The organism is Naasia sp. SYSU D00057, from assembly GCF_017916505.1.
Lineage (GTDB): Bacteria > Actinomycetota > Actinomycetes > Actinomycetales > Microbacteriaceae > Naasia.
Map to the genome: position 1 here is coordinate 308530 of NZ_JAFMSZ010000002.1, position 19517 is coordinate 328046.

At 70.9% G+C, this 19517-nt stretch carries 21 protein-coding genes and 1 tRNA gene; 15 read left to right on the plus strand and 7 right to left on the minus strand.

Annotation, left to right across the window (positions count from 1 at the left end; all coding sequences use genetic code 11):
- Positions 1-22: 22 nt before the first annotated feature.
- The 4 genes from J3P36_RS08750 to J3P36_RS08765 all read right to left on the minus strand — a co-directional run bounded on the left by J3P36_RS08750 (position 23) and on the right by J3P36_RS08765 (position 3279).
- Entirely contained in the window at positions 23-1054 is a 1032-nt protein-coding gene (locus J3P36_RS08750; protein WP_307807011.1) for an FUSC family protein, read from the minus strand.
- Positions 1055-1122: 68 nt separating this feature from the next.
- A complete protein-coding gene (locus J3P36_RS08755) occupies positions 1123-2217 on the minus strand; it encodes a folate-binding protein YgfZ (protein ID WP_210507214.1) in 1095 nt (364 codons plus the stop codon).
- Positions 2207-2824, minus strand: a complete 618-nt coding sequence (locus J3P36_RS08760) for an FABP family protein (protein ID WP_210507216.1) — start codon at positions 2822-2824, stop codon at positions 2207-2209. The genes J3P36_RS08755 and J3P36_RS08760 overlap by 11 nt, the downstream gene beginning before the upstream one ends.
- A 197-nt stretch (positions 2825-3021) precedes the next feature.
- Complete coding sequence (locus tag J3P36_RS08765) at positions 3022-3279, minus strand: hypothetical protein (protein ID WP_210507218.1); 258 nt, start codon at positions 3277-3279, stop codon at positions 3022-3024.
- A gap of 84 nt (positions 3280-3363) precedes the next feature.
- On the opposite strand from J3P36_RS08765, the gene J3P36_RS08770 reads away from it, so the two are divergent.
- From J3P36_RS08770 to pstB, 7 genes are all read left to right on the plus strand, one after another.
- Entirely contained in the window at positions 3364-4059 is a 696-nt protein-coding gene (locus J3P36_RS08770) for a winged helix-turn-helix domain-containing protein (protein ID WP_210507219.1), read from the plus strand.
- A gap of 75 nt (positions 4060-4134) precedes the next feature.
- Positions 4135-6303 (plus strand): RNA degradosome polyphosphate kinase, encoded by a 2169-nt coding sequence (locus J3P36_RS08775; protein ID WP_210507220.1) that lies wholly within the window; start codon positions 4135-4137, stop codon positions 6301-6303.
- Positions 6300-7259: an NUDIX hydrolase gene (locus J3P36_RS16580; RefSeq protein WP_210507221.1), complete on the plus strand. Its 960-nt coding sequence runs from the start codon at positions 6300-6302 to the stop codon at positions 7257-7259. The genes J3P36_RS08775 and J3P36_RS16580 overlap by 4 nt, the downstream gene beginning before the upstream one ends.
- Before the next feature lie 189 nt (positions 7260-7448).
- On the plus strand, positions 7449-8552 hold the full coding sequence (locus J3P36_RS08785) for a phosphate ABC transporter substrate-binding protein PstS (RefSeq protein WP_210507222.1): 1104 nt from the start codon (positions 7449-7451) through the stop codon (positions 8550-8552).
- 131 nt (positions 8553-8683) lie between these two features.
- On the plus strand, positions 8684-9625 hold the full coding sequence (gene pstC, locus J3P36_RS08790) for a phosphate ABC transporter permease subunit PstC (protein ID WP_210507223.1): 942 nt from the start codon (positions 8684-8686) through the stop codon (positions 9623-9625).
- Positions 9625-10698, plus strand: coding sequence for a phosphate ABC transporter permease PstA (gene pstA / locus J3P36_RS08795; RefSeq protein ID WP_210507224.1), 1074 nt, complete (start codon positions 9625-9627; stop codon positions 10696-10698). The genes pstC and pstA overlap by 1 nt, the downstream gene beginning before the upstream one ends.
- A 19-nt stretch (positions 10699-10717) precedes the next feature.
- Complete coding sequence (pstB, locus tag J3P36_RS08800; protein WP_210507225.1) at positions 10718-11497, plus strand: phosphate ABC transporter ATP-binding protein PstB; 780 nt, start codon at positions 10718-10720, stop codon at positions 11495-11497.
- A 68-nt stretch (positions 11498-11565) separates the two neighbouring features.
- Here pstB and J3P36_RS08805 read toward each other — a convergent pair whose 3' ends face one another.
- The 3 genes from J3P36_RS08805 to J3P36_RS08815 all read right to left on the minus strand — a co-directional run bounded on the left by J3P36_RS08805 (position 11566) and on the right by J3P36_RS08815 (position 13749).
- Positions 11566-12384, minus strand: coding sequence for an anti-sigma factor (locus J3P36_RS08805; RefSeq protein ID WP_210507227.1), 819 nt, complete (start codon positions 12382-12384; stop codon positions 11566-11568).
- Entirely contained in the window at positions 12381-12965 is a 585-nt protein-coding gene (gene sigK / locus J3P36_RS08810) for an ECF RNA polymerase sigma factor SigK (protein ID WP_307807012.1), read from the minus strand. Before sigK ends, J3P36_RS08805 begins: the two co-directional genes overlap by 4 nt.
- A 154-nt stretch (positions 12966-13119) precedes the next feature.
- Positions 13120-13749: a DNA-directed RNA polymerase subunit beta gene (locus J3P36_RS08815; protein WP_210507231.1), complete on the minus strand. Its 630-nt coding sequence runs from the start codon at positions 13747-13749 to the stop codon at positions 13120-13122.
- Positions 13750-13924: 175 nt separating this feature from the next.
- Here J3P36_RS08815 and J3P36_RS08820 point away from each other — a divergent pair, with 175 nt between their 5' ends.
- From J3P36_RS08820 to J3P36_RS08855, 8 genes are all read left to right on the plus strand, one after another.
- Positions 13925-14092 carry a hypothetical protein gene (locus J3P36_RS08820; RefSeq protein ID WP_210507233.1) on the plus strand — a complete coding sequence of 56 codons (168 nt, stop codon included), beginning with the start codon at positions 13925-13927 and terminating at the stop codon, positions 14090-14092.
- Positions 14093-14120: 28 nt separating this feature from the next.
- The gene (locus J3P36_RS08825; protein WP_210507235.1) at positions 14121-14282 is read left to right on the plus strand and encodes a hypothetical protein; all 162 of its coding nucleotides are present in this window, start codon (positions 14121-14123) and stop codon (positions 14280-14282) included.
- A 149-nt stretch (positions 14283-14431) separates the two neighbouring features.
- A tRNA-Lys gene (locus J3P36_RS08830) sits at positions 14432-14507 on the plus strand.
- A gap of 187 nt (positions 14508-14694) precedes the next feature.
- Positions 14695-15486, plus strand: coding sequence for an SRPBCC family protein (locus tag J3P36_RS08835; RefSeq protein ID WP_210507237.1), 792 nt, complete (start codon positions 14695-14697; stop codon positions 15484-15486).
- Positions 15487-15688: 202 nt separating this feature from the next.
- Positions 15689-17278: a sodium-dependent transporter gene (locus J3P36_RS08840; RefSeq protein ID WP_210507238.1), complete on the plus strand. Its 1590-nt coding sequence runs from the start codon at positions 15689-15691 to the stop codon at positions 17276-17278.
- Complete coding sequence (locus J3P36_RS08845) at positions 17275-17442, plus strand: methionine/alanine import family NSS transporter small subunit (RefSeq protein ID WP_210507239.1); 168 nt, start codon at positions 17275-17277, stop codon at positions 17440-17442. Before J3P36_RS08840 ends, J3P36_RS08845 begins: the two co-directional genes overlap by 4 nt.
- A gap of 121 nt (positions 17443-17563) precedes the next feature.
- Entirely contained in the window at positions 17564-18058 is a 495-nt protein-coding gene (locus J3P36_RS08850) for a bifunctional nuclease family protein (RefSeq protein WP_210507240.1), read from the plus strand.
- Positions 18059-18214: 156 nt separating this feature from the next.
- Positions 18215-19483 carry an endo-1,4-beta-xylanase gene (locus tag J3P36_RS08855; RefSeq protein ID WP_210507241.1) on the plus strand — a complete coding sequence of 423 codons (1269 nt, stop codon included), beginning with the start codon at positions 18215-18217 and terminating at the stop codon, positions 19481-19483.
- Positions 19484-19517: the final 34 nt, after the last annotated feature.

The window sequence follows — 19517 nt, forward strand, 5'->3', positions numbered from 1 at the left end:
GGTATCGCCGCCAGGAGCGCGCCTATCCGTCGACAACGGGCAGCAGAGCTCGAGCGGAGTCCTCCGGCATGCCGGTAGCAGCCAGCAGATCGACGGCGAGCGGCCGGAGGAGCAGCAGCACCATGACCTCGCTGATGCCCGCGTCGTCGGAGAGTCGATAGGGGTCGAGCCGCGGCACGACCGCGAGGAGGTCACGCCGGGCGACGTCGTAGCGAGCGGGGTCGTCGAGGGCGGTTCGCAGCTGCTGGACGGCGCCGCCGATCTCGTCGAGGAGTTCGGCGAGGCCGGGCCGGGGGCGACCGTCGCGGAGCAGGTAATGCGAGCGGCGGGCGATGATGCGCAGGCTGCGGCTCGCGAGGTCCATGCCGCGGAGCATCCGCTGGTGCTGAGCGAGCGCCGCACGGTGTCGACGCAGGAACGGGGACACGCGTGCGACCGCCCGCGCCGAGTCGAGGGAGACGGCCCACCGGTCGAGCAGCGGCTGCGTGCCCCGGAGGCGCTCGAGGGATGCCTCCGTCGCCGGCACGTCCGCGCGCCGGAGCGCCGTCGCGAGCCCGGTGAGGGCCGCGTCCCACTCGTCGAATAGACGGCCGGCGTCGGCGAGCGCCTGCCGGCGTGGGTCGCGCGGCAGCAGCGCCGTGGCGGCGAGCGCGACGACTCCCCCGACCGCCCCATCCGCCATCCGGCCCAGCTCATCCCCGCCCGTGGCGGGGAAGAGCGCGACCAGCACCGCCTGCACGCCCGCCGCACTGGCGAAGCCGAGCGATGGCGAGAGGAACCGGGACGCCGCGAAGGTGACGACGAGCACGAGGAACAGCTGCCACCAGCCGCGCCCGATGCCGAGCAGGAGGAGGTCGGCGAGAGCGATGCCGAGGACGATGCCGAGGGCGGTCTCGGCGACCCTCACCGGCCGGGCGTCACGGGTCAGGCCAAGGCTCGTGACCGTCACCGTCACGGCGAACAGCGGCAGCGTGTGCCCAAGCCCGTAGCGCGCGACGACGTACGCGAGCGTGGCTGCCGCGCCGAGCTGCAGAACCGCCGGTGTCGACTCCACGACCCTCGCCACGCCCGCCCGTCCGGCCTTCCGGAGGCGCTCCAACGGCCGGACGGGCGGCTGCACGCTCAGCGGCGGGCGGCGGAGCCCAGGCGCGGGAGCTTCGGGAGGTCGAGCGTCGCGCCCGCGTCCGCCGGCACGATGACCTCCTGGGCGGCCGCGACGCGGATGCCCTCCGCCTCGACGGTGAGCGGCGCGGACGGGTCCGAGTTGCGCTTCACCACGGCGAGGGCGATCGGCCCCAGCTCGTAGTGCACGGCCGGGGACGTGACCGCGCCGATCTCCGCCCCCGCGGCGTCGAGCACGGGCGCGCCCGCGGCGATCACCGCGTTGTCGGAGCCGTCGAGGTGCAGCAGCACCAGTCGGCGGGGCGGTCGGCCCAGGTTGTGCACCTTCGCCACCGTCTCCTGGCCGCGGTAGCAGCCCTTCGCGAGGTGGACGGCGCTCCGCAGCCAGTCGAGCTCGTGCGGGATCGAGCGCTCGTCGGTGTCGGCGCCGAGCCGGGGGCGCCAGGCGGCGACACGGAGCGCCTCGACGGCCAGCTCCCCGGCGAGCAGCAGGGTGCCGGCGGCGGCGAGATCGGCGACCGTGTCGAGATCCTTGCGGCGCACGATCGTCTCCGTCCACGTCCACTCGGCCGAGGGGTGCGCCGGGGTGATCGCGTACTGGGCGCCACCCGGGGCTCCGGTCCGCCACGGGTCCTCCCAGCGCGCGAGCGCCCCGACCGGGACCTCCGAGCCGGCGAATCCGCCGAGCACCGCGACCGCGGCGGTGGCATCGGCGACCTCGACGCGGAGCAGGAAGCGCATCCGGTCGAGGAAGGCGGCGAGGGCCGCGGCCTCCGTCCGCTCGACGAGCAGCCACGCGGTCTCGCCGTCGTCCACGACGCGGAGGTCGTGTTCGATGCGGCCGTGCGGGTCGAGCAGCAGCGACTCGGCGGACGCCCCGACGGGAAGCCCGAGCAGGCGCTGGCTGGTCAGGGAGTCGAGCCACGACAGCCGGTCGGGGCCGGTGACGGTCACGACGCCGCGGGCGACCTCGGCGAGCGCGCGGCCCGCCACGAGCTCGCGCTGCTCGGCGAGCGGGTTGCCGTAGTGCGCGGCCACGCCGCCCTCCCCGGCCACCGCGCCGGGGAGCCGCAGGAGCGGGGACTCAGTCGACACGGCTGAGCCTCCCCGACGAGTGGCTGCGCAGGCCCTGGCCGAGCGCGGCCATGTCCCACGCCCACAGCAGGTCGCCCTCGACGAGGCCGTAGATGCGGGTCGCCGCCGCGTACTCCTTGGCTCCCTCGGTGCGCATGACGGCGTCGGTCGCGAGGTCGATGCGAGCCGAGCGGACGAGGCCCAGGTACAGCTCGTTCACCCCGGTCGGGTGGACGAGCGAGACCTGCAGGTCGAAGCCGTCGGCGTCGTTGCGCAGCGTCTCCACCGACTCGGTCGTGGAGTACGGACGCGGGCCGACGCCCGGCAGCATGCCGGGGCCCGGGTCGCCCTCGAGGAAGCCGCGGGCGAGCCGCCAGTAGCCCGTCTCGGCGACGAGCGGGGTGCCGCCGAGCGGGTCGGCGCTGTCGCCGCCCTCCGGGATCCACGTGTGCGACGAGTAGTTGAGGTAGGGCAGCCCGTCATGGCTGAAGCTGACGCGCTGGCCGAACTCCTGCCGGATCTGCCGCTCACCGATGGCGTACTCGACGACGCCGGTGCCCTCCCAGACGCCGATCAGCCACGACAGCGGCACGAGCTCCGAGGGCAGACCGGTCGGCAGGTTGATCATCGGGAACCTCCTCCGCACGTCTTCGAGGATGCGCGCGGCGCGGGAAAGTGCGTGCTAACGCTGGCCCCGGAACAGGCTGTACAGAACGACCACCGAGACCCAGCCGATGGCGAGCGACGCGAGCACCAGAAGTCCGAGATAGAACAGTTCGAGCGCCAGCAGCATGCGCTCAGTCTACCCTCCGCTCCGGGACGGAATCAGGGCACGACGAGCGCGACGACCGACGCGAGCACCAGGATCCCGAGCGCACCGAGCGTGCCGGCCATGAGCCGCAGCACGAAGCCCCTCCGGTCGGCTGTCGCGAGCTGCACGCAGAATGTGAGGACCACCGCTCCGGCGAGCACGAGCGCGAACATTCCGGGCCGGGAATCCGGCTCGACCGCGAGCAGGACCGCGACCGCGCCCACCGCGGCGAGCACCCAGATGGCGGCCGTCGCAGCCCAATGACCTCTCACGGTTCGATTCTGCCCCAGCCGGGGTGGCCGGGTTGCCGGATCGGGGCTGGTCTACTATGGGCTCCCGAGCAACTGGGAGGGTGCGTGGCGCAGCTTTTGGTCCTGACGCCTGCCGTCGACACGGAGGTGCTTCCGGCCCTCGGGCTCCTCAGCCACAAGGTCCGCCAGATCCCCGCGGAGCCGGCCCAGCTGATCAGCGCACCGCCGTGCGACGTCATCCTCGTCGACGCCCGGCAGGATCTCGCGAGCGCCAAGTCGCTCTGCAAGATCCTGCAGACCACCGGCGTGACCGTGCCGATCGTGCTCGTGCTCACCGAGGGCGGGCTCACCGCGGTGTCCGCGGACTGGGGCGCCAACGACGTCATCCTCGAGACCGCCGGCCCTGCCGAGGTCGACGCGCGCGTCCGGCTCGTCGTCGGCCGCATGGCTCAGGAGCAGTCGGCGTCGAAGATCCAGGCGTCCGGAGTCGTCATCGACGAGGCGAGCTACTCCGCGAAGGTGCACGGGCGTCCTCTCGACCTCACCTTCAAGGAGTTCGAGCTCCTCCGCTTCCTCGCGACTCACCCCTCCCGGGTCTTCACCCGCGAGCAGCTGCTCAGCGAGGTGTGGGGCTACGACTACTTCGGCGGCACCCGCACGGTGGATGTCCACGTGCGCCGCCTGCGCGCGAAGCTCGGCGACCTGGAGTCGCTGATCGGCACCGTCCGCAACGTCGGCTACCGCTTCAACGTGTACGAGGACGACGAGGAGCCGAACCTCTCCCCCGCCGGCCGCGGCTGACGAACCGGGTAACGGGGGCGGAAGCCCAGCGGAACCCGTTGCCTCCGGCATGCTCTCCTCGGGCACAATGATGCGATGGAGAGCGACACCGTCCTCGGCGATCCCGCCCTCGCGGCGGCCATGCTCGACGAGTACGACGAGCCGACCCCCTCCGAGGACGCTTCGCTGCCCCTCGACCGGTACCTGGACCGCGAGCTCAGCTGGCTGGCGTTCAACCAGCGGGTGCTCGAGCTCGCCGAGGACCCCCACGTGCCGCTTCTCGAGCGCGCCAACTTCCTCGCCATCTTCGCGAGCAACCTCGACGAGTTCTTCATGGTCCGTGTCGCGGGCCTCAAGCGCCGCATCGCGACCGGCATCGCCGTGCCGACGAACGTCGGCCGCGCGCCCCTCGAGGTCCTGGCCGACATCAGCCGCCTCGCGCACGAGCTGCAGGCCCGGCACGCGGCCGCCTTCCGCAACCTTGTGAAGCCCGCGCTCGACGAGGCGGACATCCACGTGGAGACGTGGAGCGACCTCGCCGAGGCGGACCGCGATCGCGTGCACGAGCTGTTCTCACAGCGGATCTTCCCCGTGCTGATGCCGCTCGCCGTCGACCCCGGGCACCCGTTCCCCTACATCTCGGGGCTCTCGCTCAACCTCTCGGTGCGCGTGCGCAACCCGAAGACGGAGAAGGTGGAGTTCGCGCGGGTGAAGGTGCCCTCGATGCTGCCCCGCTTCGTCCAGCTGCCCGACGACGGGTCGGGCCGCACCCGGTACATCCCGCTCGAGGACCTCATCTCGAACCATCTGGAGGACCTGTTCCCCGGCATGGAGATCCTCGAGCACCACGAGTTCCGCCTCACCCGCAACGAGGACGTCGAGCTCGACGAGGACGAGTCGGAGAGCCTCATCCAGGCGCTCGAGAAGGAGCTGCTCCGCCGCCGCTTCGGCCCCCCGATCCGACTCGAGATCAGCGACGACATGGATCCGGTGACTCTGGACCTGCTGATCCGAGAGCTCGACATCACCGAGCAGGAGGTGTACCGCCTGCCCGCCCCGCTCGACCTTTCCGGCCTGTTCGAGCTCACGAAGCTCGACCGGCCCGGGCTGAAGTACGCGCCGCACCTGCCGACGACGGCCGTGCAGCTGCTCCCCTCCGAGCCGAATGCCGACCCGGACATCTTCGCGGCGATCCGCAAGCAGGACGTGCTGGTGCACCACCCGTACGAATCCTTCGCGACCAGCGTGCAGGCCTTCCTCGACCAGGCTGCGGCCGACCCGCAGGTGCTCGCCATCAAGCAGACGCTGTACCGGACCTCCGGCGACAGCCCCATCGTCGAGGCGCTCATCGCCGCCGCGGAGGCGGGCAAGCAGGTGCTCGCGATCGTCGAGATCAAGGCGCGCTTCGACGAGCAGAACAACATCTCCTGGGCACGGAAGCTCGAGAAGGCGGGCGTCCACGTCGTCTACGGCCTCGTCGGGCTGAAGACGCACGCGAAGATCGCGAGCGTCATCCGGCAGGAGAAGAACGGGGAGCTGCGGCACTACACCCACATCGGCACGGGCAACTACAACCCGAAGACGAGCCGCATCTACGAGGACTTCGGTCTCCTCACCGTCGACGACCAGGTGGGCAAGGAGGTCACCCGGCTCTTCAACGAGCTCTCCGGCTACGCCATCGAGAAGAAGTTCAGCCGGCTGCTCGTCGCCCCGCGCTACCTCCGCAAGGGACTCATCAAGCGCATCGAGACCGAGACGGCGAACGCGCTCAAGGGCCGCCCCGCCCGCATCCAGATCAAGGTCAACTCCATGGTCGACGAGGCGGTCATCGACGCCCTGTACCGCGCGAGCAACGCGGGCGTCCCCGTCGACATCTGGGTGCGCGGCATCTGCGCGCTGCGCCCCGGGGTGCCCGGGCTGAGCGAGAACATCCGGGTGCGGTCCATCCTCGGGCGGTACCTCGAGCACTCGCGGATCTTCACGTTCGCGGGCGACGGCGAGCCCGAGGTGTGGATCGGCAGCGCCGACATGATGCACCGCAACCTCGACCGCCGCATCGAGGTGCTGGTGCGGCTCACCGACCGCCGGCACCAGCGCGAGATGACGAAGCTCTTCGACACCGCCATGTCGGAGCGGACCGCATCCTGGCACCTCGACTCCGACGGAGCCTGGACCCGCCACTCGACGGGCAAGACCGGCGCTCCGCTCTCCGACATGCAGGACGCCGTGATGCGTGAAGTGAGCGCGCGGAGACGCAGCCGGTGAGTCTGGTCGACGCGGGCGCGGTGCTCGCGGCCGGCGCGGTGTGCTGGCGCGAGGGCCGCTCGGGAGAGGTCGAGGTGCTGCTCATCTCCCGCCCCCGGCACGGCGACGTGAGCCTGCCGAAGGGCAAGGTCGACGAGGGCGAGACCATGCCGGTGGCCGCCGTCCGGGAGATCCGGGAGGAGACCGGCTACGCGGTCGCGCTCGGCGCGCCGCTCGGCACCACCGAGTACCTCCTTCCCGGCGGCCGGGACAAGATGGTCCGCTACTGGGCGGCCGAGGTGCCGCACAGCGAGCTGCGCCGGGGCCGCTTCCGGCCCAACGACGAGGTGGACGAGCTCTTCTGGGTGCCCGTCGCGAAGGCCCGGAAGAAGCTCAGCTATCCGCGGGACGTCGAGGTCCTCGAGCGCTTCGCGCGCCTCGTCGAGCGCTCCCACCACCGCACGTTCGCGATCATCGCCCTGCGCCACGCGAAAGCCGAGCCCGAGGGCGAGCACGGTGACGCCTCGCGTCCCCTGTCCGGACGGGGCAAGCGGCAGGCGCAGGCGATCGTCGACACGCTCGGGTCGTGGGAGCCGCGCGTCGTGATCAGCAGCCCCGCGAAGCGCTGCGTCGACACCGTGGCGCCGCTCGCCAAGACGCTCGACGTCGAGGTCCGCACGGCGCCCGCGCTCAGCCAGGACGCGTGGGAGGGCGGCATGGGCGAGCCGCCTCGGAGCGCACTCGATCGGCTCATCGCCAAGCGCATCGCGAAGGGGAAGACGACAGTGCTGTGCAGCCACTCCCCCGTCCTGCCCGAGATCCTCGACGCCGTCGTCCGGCAGGTGGGCGGCGAGCGGGACGGCCGGCTCACCCGCGCCGCCATCCTCACCACCGCGGAGTTCACGGTGCTCCACCTCTCCGCCGATGCGCCGGAGAGCGGACTCGTCGCCATGGAGTCGCACGCCCCGCTCGTCTGAGCGGAAGACCGTTCACCCTGCGTTAACCGTCAGGCACGACTCTCGTCATCCGGGAGGCCTACCGTCCTGAACGAACCGGCACCGACGCCTGCCCGCGCGGTCCACACAGCGCACCGTCGCGAGCATGCCGAAGGGCTACCGGGTCGGCACGGTTCGACTCCTGCATTCAGAATCCCGAAGGGAACCCCTTTGATCTCCAAGCGTTACGCCGGCGTCGCCGGCCTCGCTCTCGTGGGCGCGCTCGCGCTCACCTCCTGCGCCGCCAACGAGACCGCAGCCGAGCCGGCCGCCTCCGGGCGCACGGGCGGCGAGAGCCTCTCCGGCGACCTCGTCGGCGCGGGCGCCTCCTCGCAGGGCTCCGCCCAGGAGGCCTGGATCGCCGCCTTCCAGGGCGCGAACCCGGACGTGACCGTGACCTACGACCCGAGCGGCTCCGGCGCCGGGCGTGAGGCGTTCCTCGAGGGCGGCGTGAACTTCGCCGGCTCCGACCGCGCCTTCAACGACGAGGAGCTCGCCGAGGGCGGCTGGGCCTCCTGCGCCCCCGACACCGACATCGTCGAGCTGCCCCTCTACATCTCCCCCATCGCCGTGATCTTCAACGTCGAGGGCGTCGACTCGCTCAACATGGATGCCGCCACCATCGCGGGCATCTTCGCGGGCACGATCACCAACTGGAACGACCCCGCGATCGCCGCGCTCAACGAGGGCACGACGCTTCCGGACCTCGCCATCACTCCGGTCCACCGCTCGGACGACTCGGGCACCACCGAGAACTTCACCGAGTACCTCGGCGCCGTCGCGCCGGACGTGTGGACCTACGAGGCCGACGGCGTCTGGCCGATCGAGGGCGGCGAGGCCGCCCAGGGCACGACGGGCCTCGTCGACGCGGTGAGCGGCGGCAACGGCACCATCGGCTACGCCGACGCGTCGCGCGCCGGTGACCTCGGCACCGTCGCGGTCAAGGTGGGCGAGGAGTTCGTCTCCTACTCGCCGGAGGCCGCCTCCGCCATCGTCGACGCGTCGCCGCGCGCCGAGGGTCGCGCCGAGGGCGACATCGCCATCGAGATCGACCGCACCAGCGAGGAGGCCGGCGTCTACCCGATCGTCCTCGTCAGCTACCTCATCGGCTGCCAGGAGTACCAGGACGCCGAGGTGGGCTCGCTCGTGAAGGCCTACTTCAGCTATCTCGCCAGCGAGGAGGGTCAGGACGAGTCCGCCTCGAGCGCCGGCTCCGCCCCGATCTCCTCCGACCTCCGCACGGACGTCGAGGCGGCGATCGAGCTGATCAAGTAACCCCTCGAACTCGGACTGCCCCACCCTCCGCCGGACGGCGAGGGGTGGGGCAGACTGAGCGAGGGGCTCGGCCCTCCCGTCCGAGCCGTTCGCTGAGTCTTCATCCCCCTACCGGAAGGCCCCTCGAGCACATGGCGACTGCCGCCGCACCCATCCGGGCCAAGCAGCGTCCCGGCGACCGCATCTTCTCGGGCTCGGCCCTGGCGGCCGGGTCGATCATCCTCATCCTGCTGGCCGCCGTCGCGATCTTCCTCATCGCCCAGGGCATCCCCGGAGTCCTCGCCCAGGCGGGCGACACCGTCATCCTCGGCGAGAAGAACTTCTGGCAGTACGTCGCACCGCTGGCCTTCGGCACCCTCTGGGCCGCCGCGCTCGCGCTGCTGATGGCCACCCCGCTCTCCATCGGGATCGCGCTGTTCATCTCGCACTACGCCCCGCGCCGCCTGGCCCAGACGCTCGGCTACATCATCGACCTGCTCGCCGCGGTCCCGTCGGTCGTGTTCGGGCTGTGGGGCGGGCTGGTGCTCGCGCCGCTCGTCCGGCCGGCGTACGCGTGGCTCGCCGAGAACGCGTCGTGGTTCCCGCTGTTCTCCGGTCAGGCGTCCGCCACCGGGCGGACCATCCTCACGGCCGCGATCGTGCTCGCCGTGATGATCCTGCCGATCATGACCGCGATCTGCCGGGAGGTCTTCCTGCAGACCCCGCGCCTGCACGAGGAGGCGGCGCTCGCGCTCGGCTCCACCCGGTGGGAGATGATCCGCATGGCCGTGCTGCCGTTCGGGCGCGCGGGCATCATCTCCGCCGCGATGCTCGGCCTCGGGCGCGCGCTCGGCGAGACGATGGCCGTCGCGATGGTCCTCTCCCCCGCCGCGGTGATCTCGTTCATCGTGATCGGGTCGACGAACCCCAACACGATCGCGGCGAACATCGCGCTCAGCTTCCCCGAGGCGTTCGGGACCGGCGTGAACGTGCTCATCGCCACGGGTCTCGTCCTCTTCGTCGTCACCTTCGCGGTGAACGCGGTCGCCCGATGGGTGATCAACCGCCGCAAGGAATTCTCGGGAGCTAACTGATGGCCGTCTCGACCACTGCGGGCAACGCCCTGACCACCGGCCGTCTGCCGAGGATGGCCCCGTGGGCCATCCTGCTGGCCTGCTGGCTCGTCGTCGCCGGCGTGTACGCGCTCTTCGCGATGAGCGGCACGCTGCAGGACTTCAGCCTCGTCGGCACCCTGTTCTTCGGCACCGTGCTCTACATCGCCATCATCTACGTGATCTCGCTCTCGGTCGAAGGCCGGCGGCAGGCGGTGGACCGGCTGATCACGGCGCTCGTGTTCGGCGCATTCCTCGTGGCCCTCCTGCCGCTCGTGTCGCTCGTCAGCACGGTCCTCGCCAACGGGCTCGCGCGCTTCGACCTCGACTTCTTCACGATGTCGCAGCGCAACATCGTCGGCGCCGGCGGCGGAGCGCTGCACGCGATCGTCGGCACGCTCGAGATCACCGCGGTCGCCACCCTCATCTCGGTGCCGATCGGCCTGCTGACCGCGGTCTACCTCGTCGAGTACGGGCGCGGTCAGATCGCGCGGTGGATCACCTTCCTCGTCGACGTCATGACGGGCATCCCCTCGATCGTCGCGGGCCTCTTCGCGTACGCGGTCTTCGCCATCGTCTTCGGCCCCGGCGTGCGCATGGGCTTCGCCGGCTCGGTGGCGCTCTCCGTGCTGATGATCCCCGTCGTCGTGCGCGCCTGCGAGGAGATGCTGAAGCTCGTGCCGAACGAGCTCCGCGAGGCCGCGTTCGCGCTCGGCGTGCCGAAGTGGCTCACGATCCTCAAGGTGGTGCTGCCCACCTCGGCGGCCGGCATCACCACCGGAGTGATGCTCTCGATCGCCCGCGTGATCGGTGAGACCGCGCCGCTCCTGCTCGTGGCCGGCTTCACGCAGAGCATGAACTACGACCTCTTCGACGGGCGGATGCAGAGCCTGCCCGTCTTCGTCTTCACCTCGTACGCGAACCAGGGTACCGACGGTGACGCCTACCTCGCCCGCGCCTGGACGGGCGCGCTCACCCTCATCCTCATCGTGATGGCGCTGAACCTGATCGCCCGTCTGATCGCCCGATTCTTCTCGCCCAAGACGGGCCGCTGACCCACAAGAAAAGGAACCCGTGTCCAAGCGCATCCAGGTCAATGACCTCAACGTCTACTACAGCAAGTTCCTCGCTGTGGAGGGCGTCACCCTCTCGATCGAGCCCCGCTCCGTCACCGCCTTCATCGGCCCGTCCGGCTGCGGCAAGTCGACGTTCCTCCGCACCCTCAACCGGATGCACGAGGTGATCCCCGGCGCGCGCGTCGAGGGTGAGGTACTCATCGACGGCGACAACCTCTACGCGCCCGGCGTCGACCCCGTCCTCGTCCGCCGCCAGGTCGGGATGGTGTTCCAGCGGCCGAACCCCTTCCCCACCATGTCGATCCGCGACAACGTGCTCGCCGGCGTGAAGCTCAACAACCGGCGGATGAGCAAGAGCGACTCCGACGACCTCGTCGAGCGGTCGCTGCGGGGCGCGAACCTCTGGAACGAGGTGAAGGACCGGCTCAATCTGCCCGGCTCCGGCCTGTCGGGCGGCCAGCAGCAGCGCCTCTGCATCGCGCGGGCCATTGCGGTGCAGCCCGAGGTGATCCTCATGGACGAGCCGTGCTCGGCGCTCGACCCCATCTCGACCCTCGCGATCGAGGACCTCATCGAGGAGCTCAAGAAGGACTACACGATCGTCATCGTGACCCACAACATGCAGCAGGCGAGCCGCGTCTCCGACCGGACGGCGTTCTTCAACATCGCGGGCACGGGCAAGCCGGGCAAGCTCATCGAGTACGACGACACATCGCTGATCTTCTCGCGGCCGACCGTCAAGGCCACCGAGGACTACGTCTCCGGTCGCTTCGGCTGATCCGTCGCTCGAACGGTCACCGCCCTCGTGCTCCTCGGAGACGGGAGCGGAGTCGTCTCAGAACCCGCTCAGGACAGGACCATCGGATCGGTGGTCGGCGCGGCGGATCCGCCGTCCGGCTCGACCGTCATGGCGATCGGCTCGCCGTCGTAGTCGCCCTCGAGCATCCGGTAGACGCTCGAGCCGGCCGGCTCGACGGTGCCGGCGCTCTCCGGCCCGTCCTCGCCGACGTACCAGAGCTGGAACGTCTTCCCCTCCGGCAGGTCCGCAGCGTCGTTGAGGACGACGGCGGACATGCCGAGCTCCTCGGAGGCGACGACCGATGCGCTGCCTCCCTCGGGCAGCGGCGTGCTGAAGCGCACGACGTCCGCGGCGGCGTTGAGCGCGGCGAACTGGTCGGCGGTCCGCTGATCCGAGACGGCGCGGAGGATCCCGGCGGACAGCGCGCCACCCGCGAACAGCACGACGGCGGCGGCCACCGCGGCCACAGCGACGAGTGCGCGGCGGCGACGGGCCCGGCGCGGGGCGAGGTGCGCGCGTCGGGTGGACCGCTCCCCCGCCGGCGCGGCGGCCGATGCGGCCTCCGCCGCGGGATGGGCCGCGAGATCGGCCGCCGTGCGGCGTGCGGGAGCAGGCGGGGCGGCCTCCGGGGCCACCTGCGGCGTCGCGTCGAGGGCGGCGAGGAGGCTCTGCTTCAGGTCCGCAGGCGGCGCCACGGGCGTCGCGGCGAGCCCGAGGAGCGCGGCGGTGTCGGCGAGTCCGGTCACCTCGGCACGGAGCTCCTCCGACTCGGCGAGCGCCGCCTCGAACTCGGCGGCCTCCGCCGGGCTCAGCGCGCCGAGCACGTAGGCGCCGGAGGTCACGGAGCGGTCGTAGCAGTCGCTCATGACGCCACTCCCATCTCGTCCCTCAGCCGGATCATGCCGTCCCTCAATCGTGTCTTCACCGTGCCGAGCGGGATCGAGAGGCGTTCCGCGATCTCGCTCTGGGTGAGGCCCTCGTAGTACGCGAGGCTGATGGCCTGGCGCTGCAGCTCCGTCAGTCTCTGCATCGCCACCCTCACCCGATCGTTCTCCAGGCGGATCTCCGCCTGCTCGGCGACGTCGTCGATGGCCGCGGTGAAGTCCCGGACGCCGACGCGGAGGTCCCGGTCCCGACCCGCCTGTGAGGAACGGATGCGGTCCACCGCGCGGCGGTGGGCCATCGTGAGGATCCACGTCGTCGCTGACCCTCTATTCGGTTCATACCGCCCCGCGGATTGCCACACCTCGAGGAAGACCTCCTGCGCGACCTCCTCGGACTGTGCCGGATCGACGAGGACGCGGCGGATGAGCCCCAGGACGCGGGAGGCGGTGGCGTCGTACAGGTCCGCGAACGCGGTCCGATCGCCGCGGGCGATGCGGCCGAGGAGATCCTCGACGGCGACGCCGATCGGAGTCGAGCTGCCGCGAGCCGAGTCGTCCTGCACGTTCCCAGCATGGCGCATCCCTGAGGACGTCTCGTCATCCGCGCCGCTGCGGCCGACGATCACGAGAAGGACCGAACCGCAGTTAACGCCTCTCGGCGCGGAGCCGCTCGAAGCGGCGAATTTTGGAGCCCGGGGTTACTGCGGTCCGGCCGAGTCAGTCTAACCCCCCGCTCCGCCAGAGCTTTGATGAGGCACTCAGGTCGGCCGCGATGGTGCTGAGGCGGGAGGCCCGGGTGGTGAGGTCGGTGGCGCGGCCGGGTTCGGCGGCATCGGCGTCGTCGGCGAGGCTCGCGCAGCCCGCCGCCTCAACCCGCGCGAAGGCCGCCGCGCGCTCGAGTGCGATGGCGAGGTCGCCGGTGAAGATGCCGCGCAGGATCTCGTCGGCGAGCGCGAGCACCTCGTCCGGTCCCGCCGGATCGGGGGCACCGGCGATCACCGGGTCGATGGTGCGTGCCACCGCGATGCCGCGCTGGTAGTAGAGGGCGATGCCGGCGGCGTCGCTGCGGATCATGGCGCGCAGGAGATAGATGCGCCAGAGCGCGCCCGGCAGGCTGTGCGCGGTGGCGCGCGACCACAGCTCGGCGATCGCGTCGATGCCGTGCTCGTCCGTGAAGGTGACGAGGCGCTCGACGACCTCCGGGTCGCGCTCGGCACGGACCCGCGCGACGAGGGCGGCCGCCGTCTCGTGGGCGAGTCGGCTGACCGTGGCCGGGTCCTCCCCGCCCTGGAATCCTTCGAACTGGTAGCCGGCGAACTTGACCGGCTTAGAGAACCTCTCCGTCACCCGCGACACACTACGCCGGGGCCGCTGAGGGTCCGGCTCCGGTGGGGCGGGGCGGGTGCCGCGGGTCGTGCGGATCTCCATACCCCGTAGACGTCGCGAGTCGTCCTCACGATCCGAGCGAGGTGCGCGGCACTCGTCCGCTCCCGGGCGGGGGCGCGAGGGTACGCTGTGCAGCATGTGGCTGCTCGTCGCGCTCCTCGTCATCTGGGTGATCCTCGCGATCATCGGGCTGGCGATCGACGCGATCCAGTGGCTCCTCTGGACCGCGCTCATCCTGATCGCGGTCACTCTGGTCTTCGGTGCGCTCATGCGGTTCATCCGAGGCCAGTCCCGCCGATTCTGACCAGGCCCTCGCGGAGGGAGCAACTCCCATGTCCATCCTGCTCGTCGTGCTCGCGGTGATCGCGATCATCCTGCTGATCGTCGGCGGTGTGGTGGAGACCCTCCAGTTCCTCCTCTGGGTCGGCCTCGTCCTGCTGATCCTCTCCGCGATCGCGTTCCTGCTGCGCGTCATCACCGGTCGCCGCGTCTGAGGCGCGTCGGCGCTGAGCGCCTGTCGCGTCGAGTGCACCTCTGAACACCGAGTGCCCCCGGTGCACCATGCGCACTCGGCGCCCCGGGGCGCACTCGGCGGACACCGCACCGCGCTCGGCGGGGCGTATGCGGCGTTAGATTGGTGCGCGGGCCTCTAGCTCAGTCGGTAGAGCAGCGGACTTTTAATCCGCGGGTCGTGGGTTCGAGCCCCACGGGGCCCACCACACCGCATCGGCGGCCGCGCCCCGACTCCCCTTCTGCACGTGCCGTCGGCCCCGCGCAGGCGCCGGGCGCGATTCTCGGGGGGCATCCGCGGCGGGCGCAAGGCCCTGACACGGCCCTTGCGCGCGGCGTAGCGTCCGTAAGCGGGCGGCATCACGCCCGCCGATTCCGTCGATGCGAAGGAGAGCCATGACGAAGGTCGAACACAGGATCCTCGTGAACGTCCCAGTCAGCGTTGCCTACAACCAGTGGACGCAGTTCGAGGACTTCCCGCACTTCATGAACGGCATCAAGAAGGTCACGCAGCTGAGCGACGACCGCCTCGAGTGGGTCGCCGAGATCGCCGGGGTCCGGCGCCAGTGGGAGGCGAAGATCCTCGAGCAGATCCCCGACAAGAAGGTCTCCTGGGCCGCGACCGAGGGTGCGACCAACGCCGGGGAGGTCCGCTTCGAGGACCTCGGCGGAGGTCAGACCTCCGTTCAGCTCACGCTCGAGTACGAGCCCGAGGGCCTCGTCGAGAAGGTCGGCGACAAGCTCAACGTCGTCGAGCGTCAGACCGAGCACGACCTCGAGCGGTTCAAGGCGCTGATCGAGGCCGAAGGCTATGCCTCCGGAGCGTGGCGGGGAACCGTCACGGACGTCCCCGGCACGCCGGGGATCGAGGATGCGGACGCCTCGCGCGGCGACTCCGGCAAGGCCGGCGTCTCGGGCAAGGTCGTCGCCGCGGGTGTGGCGGCCGCCGCGGCGGCGGTCGGCGTCGCAGCGGCGACCAAGAAGAAGGACACGCCCGACCTCGAGGTCGTCGACGCCGACGTGGAGACGGTCACCCCCGTCGAGACGGTCCCGGCGGCCGACGACTACGCCACGACCGGCACGACCGGCACAACCGGCACGACGGGCACGACCGACGCCCCGGTCATGACCGACGTGACCGACCCGACGGTCGACCCCACGATCCGGGGCGAGAGCCCCGACCGCTAGGAGAGGCGGCCTCCTCGGCCACTCGACAGCGCCACGACAGACGAAGGCCCCTCACGCCGTTGGGGGGCCTTCGTCGGCATGTGCGCGCGGCACACGCGAGCACGCGCCGATTCGCGCCCCAGTCCGTCACCGCATTCAGGGGCGACGCGGGGCCTGGTACGTTGGCCGCACCTCCACACGCAGCGGTGTCGAAGGAGTCCGGATGGCGACACACGAAGGCGCTCCCGCCGCAGCCCCCGCGCGCGAGCAGTGGAGCGGCCAGGTCGGGTTCATCCTCTCGGCGATCGGGTCCGCGGTCGGGCTCGGCAACATCTGGCGGTTCCCGGGGGTCGCCTACGAGAACGGCGGCGGGGCTTTCCTCATCCCGTACATCGTGGCGCTGCTCTCGGCGGGGATCCCCATCCTGTTCCTCGACTACGCCATCGGGCACCGCTTCCGGGGCTCGGCGCCGCTGAGCCTGCGCCGGCTCGGCGGCCGGCCGCTCGAGGCGCTCGGGTGGTTCCAGGTCGCGATCGCGTTCGTGATCTCGCTGTACTACACCGCCGTCATCGCATGGGCCCTCAGCTACTTCATCTTCTCGTTCGACCTCCGCTGGGGGGACGACCCGGCGGGCTTCCTGCAGGGCGATTACCTGCAGGTGAGCGACCCGGGCGTCAGCCTCCAGTTCGTGCCCGGAGTGCTGATCCCGCTCGCACTCGTCTGGATCGCGACGCTCCTGGTCCTCGGCGCGGGCGTGGCGAAGGGACTCGAGCGGGCGAACGTGATCTTCCTGCCGCTCCTCGTGGTCGGCTTCCTGGTGCTCGTCGTCCGCGCCCTCTTCCTCGAGGGGGCGGATGTCGGACTGAACGCGCTGTTCACGCCCGACTTCGCGGCGCTGGCGGACCCGAACGTGTGGATCGCGGCCTACAGCCAGATCTTCTTCTCACTGTCGATCGCTTTCGGCATCATGATCACCTACGCCTCCTACCGGCGACGGCGGGCCAACCTGACGGCTCCCGGCCTCGTCGTCGCGTTCGCGAACTCGTCGTTCGAGATCCTCGCCGGCATCGGCGTGTTCGCGACCCTCGGCTTCTTCGCCGTCCAGCAGGGCGTGGCCGTCGGCGAGCTCGAGGGCCTCACCGGCGTCGGCCTGTCGTTCGTCACGTTCCCCGCGATCGTGTCGCAGATGCCGGGCGGCCCCTTGTTCGGCGCCCTGTTCTTCGGATCCCTCACGCTCGCCGGGTTCACCTCGCTCATCTCCGTGCTGCAGGTCGTCTCGGCGGGGGTCCAGGAGAAGTTCGGTCTCAGCCGCTGGCAGGCGACGCTGGGCATCGGGGGCACGGCGGCGATCCTCTCGGTGCTGCTCTTCTCGACCACCACGGGGCTGCTCGCCCTCGACGTGGTCGACAACTGGGCGAACAACGTCGGCATCGTCGGGTCCGCGGTGCTCACGACGATCCTCGTGATCTGGGTGCTGCGGAAGGGCCCGGAGCTCCAACACCACCTCAACACGGTCTCCACCTTCCGGGTGGGGCGCGTGTGGATCGTCCTCGTCGGCGGACTCGTGCCGGTGCTGCTCGGCTACATGCTCCTGTCGCGCATCATCACCCTCCTCGTCGAGGGGTACGCCGGCTACCCGACCTCCTACCTGGGCGTGTTCGGCTGGGGCACGATCGGCCTGATCGTCGTCGCCGCGGCGGTGCTCACCGTGCTGCCGTGGCGGGCGAACCGGGAGCCCTTCACCGCATGGCCGCCGTACTCGGCGCGGTCCACCTCCTCGTCACGGACACCGCTTCAGGGAGGACGGCGATGACGCCTCTCGCGATCACGTTCCTCATCGTCGCGATCCTCGTGATCTGGGGCGGACTCGCCGCGAGCGCGGTCTACCTCACGCGCCGGCCGGAACTCGAGGACTACCCGACGGGCGGCATCGACGACCACCGGGAGGACGACGCGCCGGCCATCCGGGACACCTGACCCCTCTCCGCGCCGGGGGGGGCTCGCACCGGCGTCCGCCGGACGCAATTCCCGGGCGCACGTCCACCCGGACGCCCTACCATTCGAGCACCACCGCAACTCGTCCGTGGGGAGCGTCATCATGGTCCAGGTCCGCGTCGTCGGAGTCGCTCTCGATTCGGGCGCCCAGCACCTCATCCTGCTGAAGCCGCTCGACGAGGAGCCCGGTCCGGGCAGGATCCTGCCCATCTGGATCGGGCCGCAGGAGGCCACCTCGATCGTCATCGCGGTCGAGGGAGCCGAGGCGCCGCGGCCCCTCGCGCACGACCTGATGAAGAGCCTGCTCGAGACGGTCGGCGCGACCGTCGAGCGGGTCGAGGTGACGAAAATCGAGGACGGAACCTTCTACGCCGAGATCACGCTGCGCACGCGCGAGGGCCGACGCCTCCTCGACGCCCGGCCCTCGGATGCGATCGCGCTGGCCGCGCGCGTCGACGCCCCCATCTGGGTCGCGGACGCCGTGCTCGACGAGGCCGGCATCATCGAGGAGGTCGACGAGGGTCCGAGCGAGGAGGCGAAGCTCGCCGAGTTCAAGCGCTTCCTCGACGAGGTCGACCCGGAGGACTTCCAGGGCTGAGGGGCCCTCTCCCGAACGAAACATTTCCATGTCGCGGTAGGGACTTTCGTTCCGATTACACTCCCGAGGAGGGGCCGCGCTCGCGCGCACCCCCGTGTTCCGTACCTCGAGGAGGAGATACCTTTGACTGCCCCCGTTCCCCCGACCGATCCGAGCATGAGGCACCGCATCGCGGACGCCACCGTCACCGTCCTCGGCCCCGACGGTCGCCCGCTCGCCGACACGGAGGTCACGGTTGAGCAGACCCGGCACGCCTTCGCGTTCGGCAACATCGGCTTCGACTTCATCCCCCTCGCCAACGGCGAGACCGACGCCGACGCGGTGGCCGAGGAGGTCGAGACCTTCGGCGGTGCCGCGCTCGACCAGCTCGAGCACCTGTCGGGCCTGTGGCTCGAGCTCTTCAACACCGCGACGCTGCCGTTCTACTGGGGCCGCTTCGAGCCGCAGCGCGGCAAGCCGGACACCGAGCGCCTCCGCAAGACCGCGCAGTGGTTCGCCGACCGCGGCGTGACCGTGAAGGGCCACCCACTCGTCTGGCACACCGTGACCGCGCCCTGGCTGCTCGACCTGCCCCTCGACGAGATCGAGCAGGCGCAGCGCGCCCGCATCCAGCGCGACGTGAGCGACTTCGCGGGCCTCATCGACATCTGGGACGCGATCAACGAGTCCGTCATCATGCCGGTCTTCACGAACGGCGACAACGGCATCACGAAGCTCGCCTACGACCGCGGCCGCCTGCACATGATCCGCATGGCGTTCGAGGAGGCCCGCGCGGCGAACCCCGACGTCACGCTGCTCATCAACGACTTCGACCTGTCGTCCGCCTACGAGTGCCTCATCGAGGGCGTGCTCGAGGCCGGCATCCAGATCGACGCGATCGGCCTGCAGACCCACATGCACCAGGGCTACTGGGGCGAGGAGAAGATGCTCGCCATGGTCGACCGCTTCGCGCGGTACGGCCTCCCCCTGCACATGACCGAGTCGACGATCCTCTCCGGACACATCATGCCGGCGGAGATCGAGGACCTGAACGACTACCGGATCCCCGAGTGGCCGTCGACGCCCGAGGGCGAGGAGCGGCAGGCGGACGAGCTCGTGCGGCACTACCGCTCGCTCGTCTCGCACCCGTCGATCCAGGCGATCAACTACTGGGGCATCACCGACAACGGCTCCTGGCTCGGCGCCCCGGTCGGTCTCGTCCGCGGCGACGGCAGCCTGAAGCCGTCGTTCGGCGCGATGCGCGACCTCATCAAGGGCGAGTGGTGGCTCGCGCCCACTCCGCTGCGCACCGACGCGGATGGCCGCGTGCCGGTGAGCGGCTTCCTCGGCGACTACGCGGTGATCGCAGGCGGCGACACGGCGGCGTTCACGCTGACGACCGCCGGGGAGACGACCGCCGAGGCACGCCTGGGCGCCGGCCGATAGCGGTCTCGGCGCGGGTGATAGGTCCTCGCCGCGG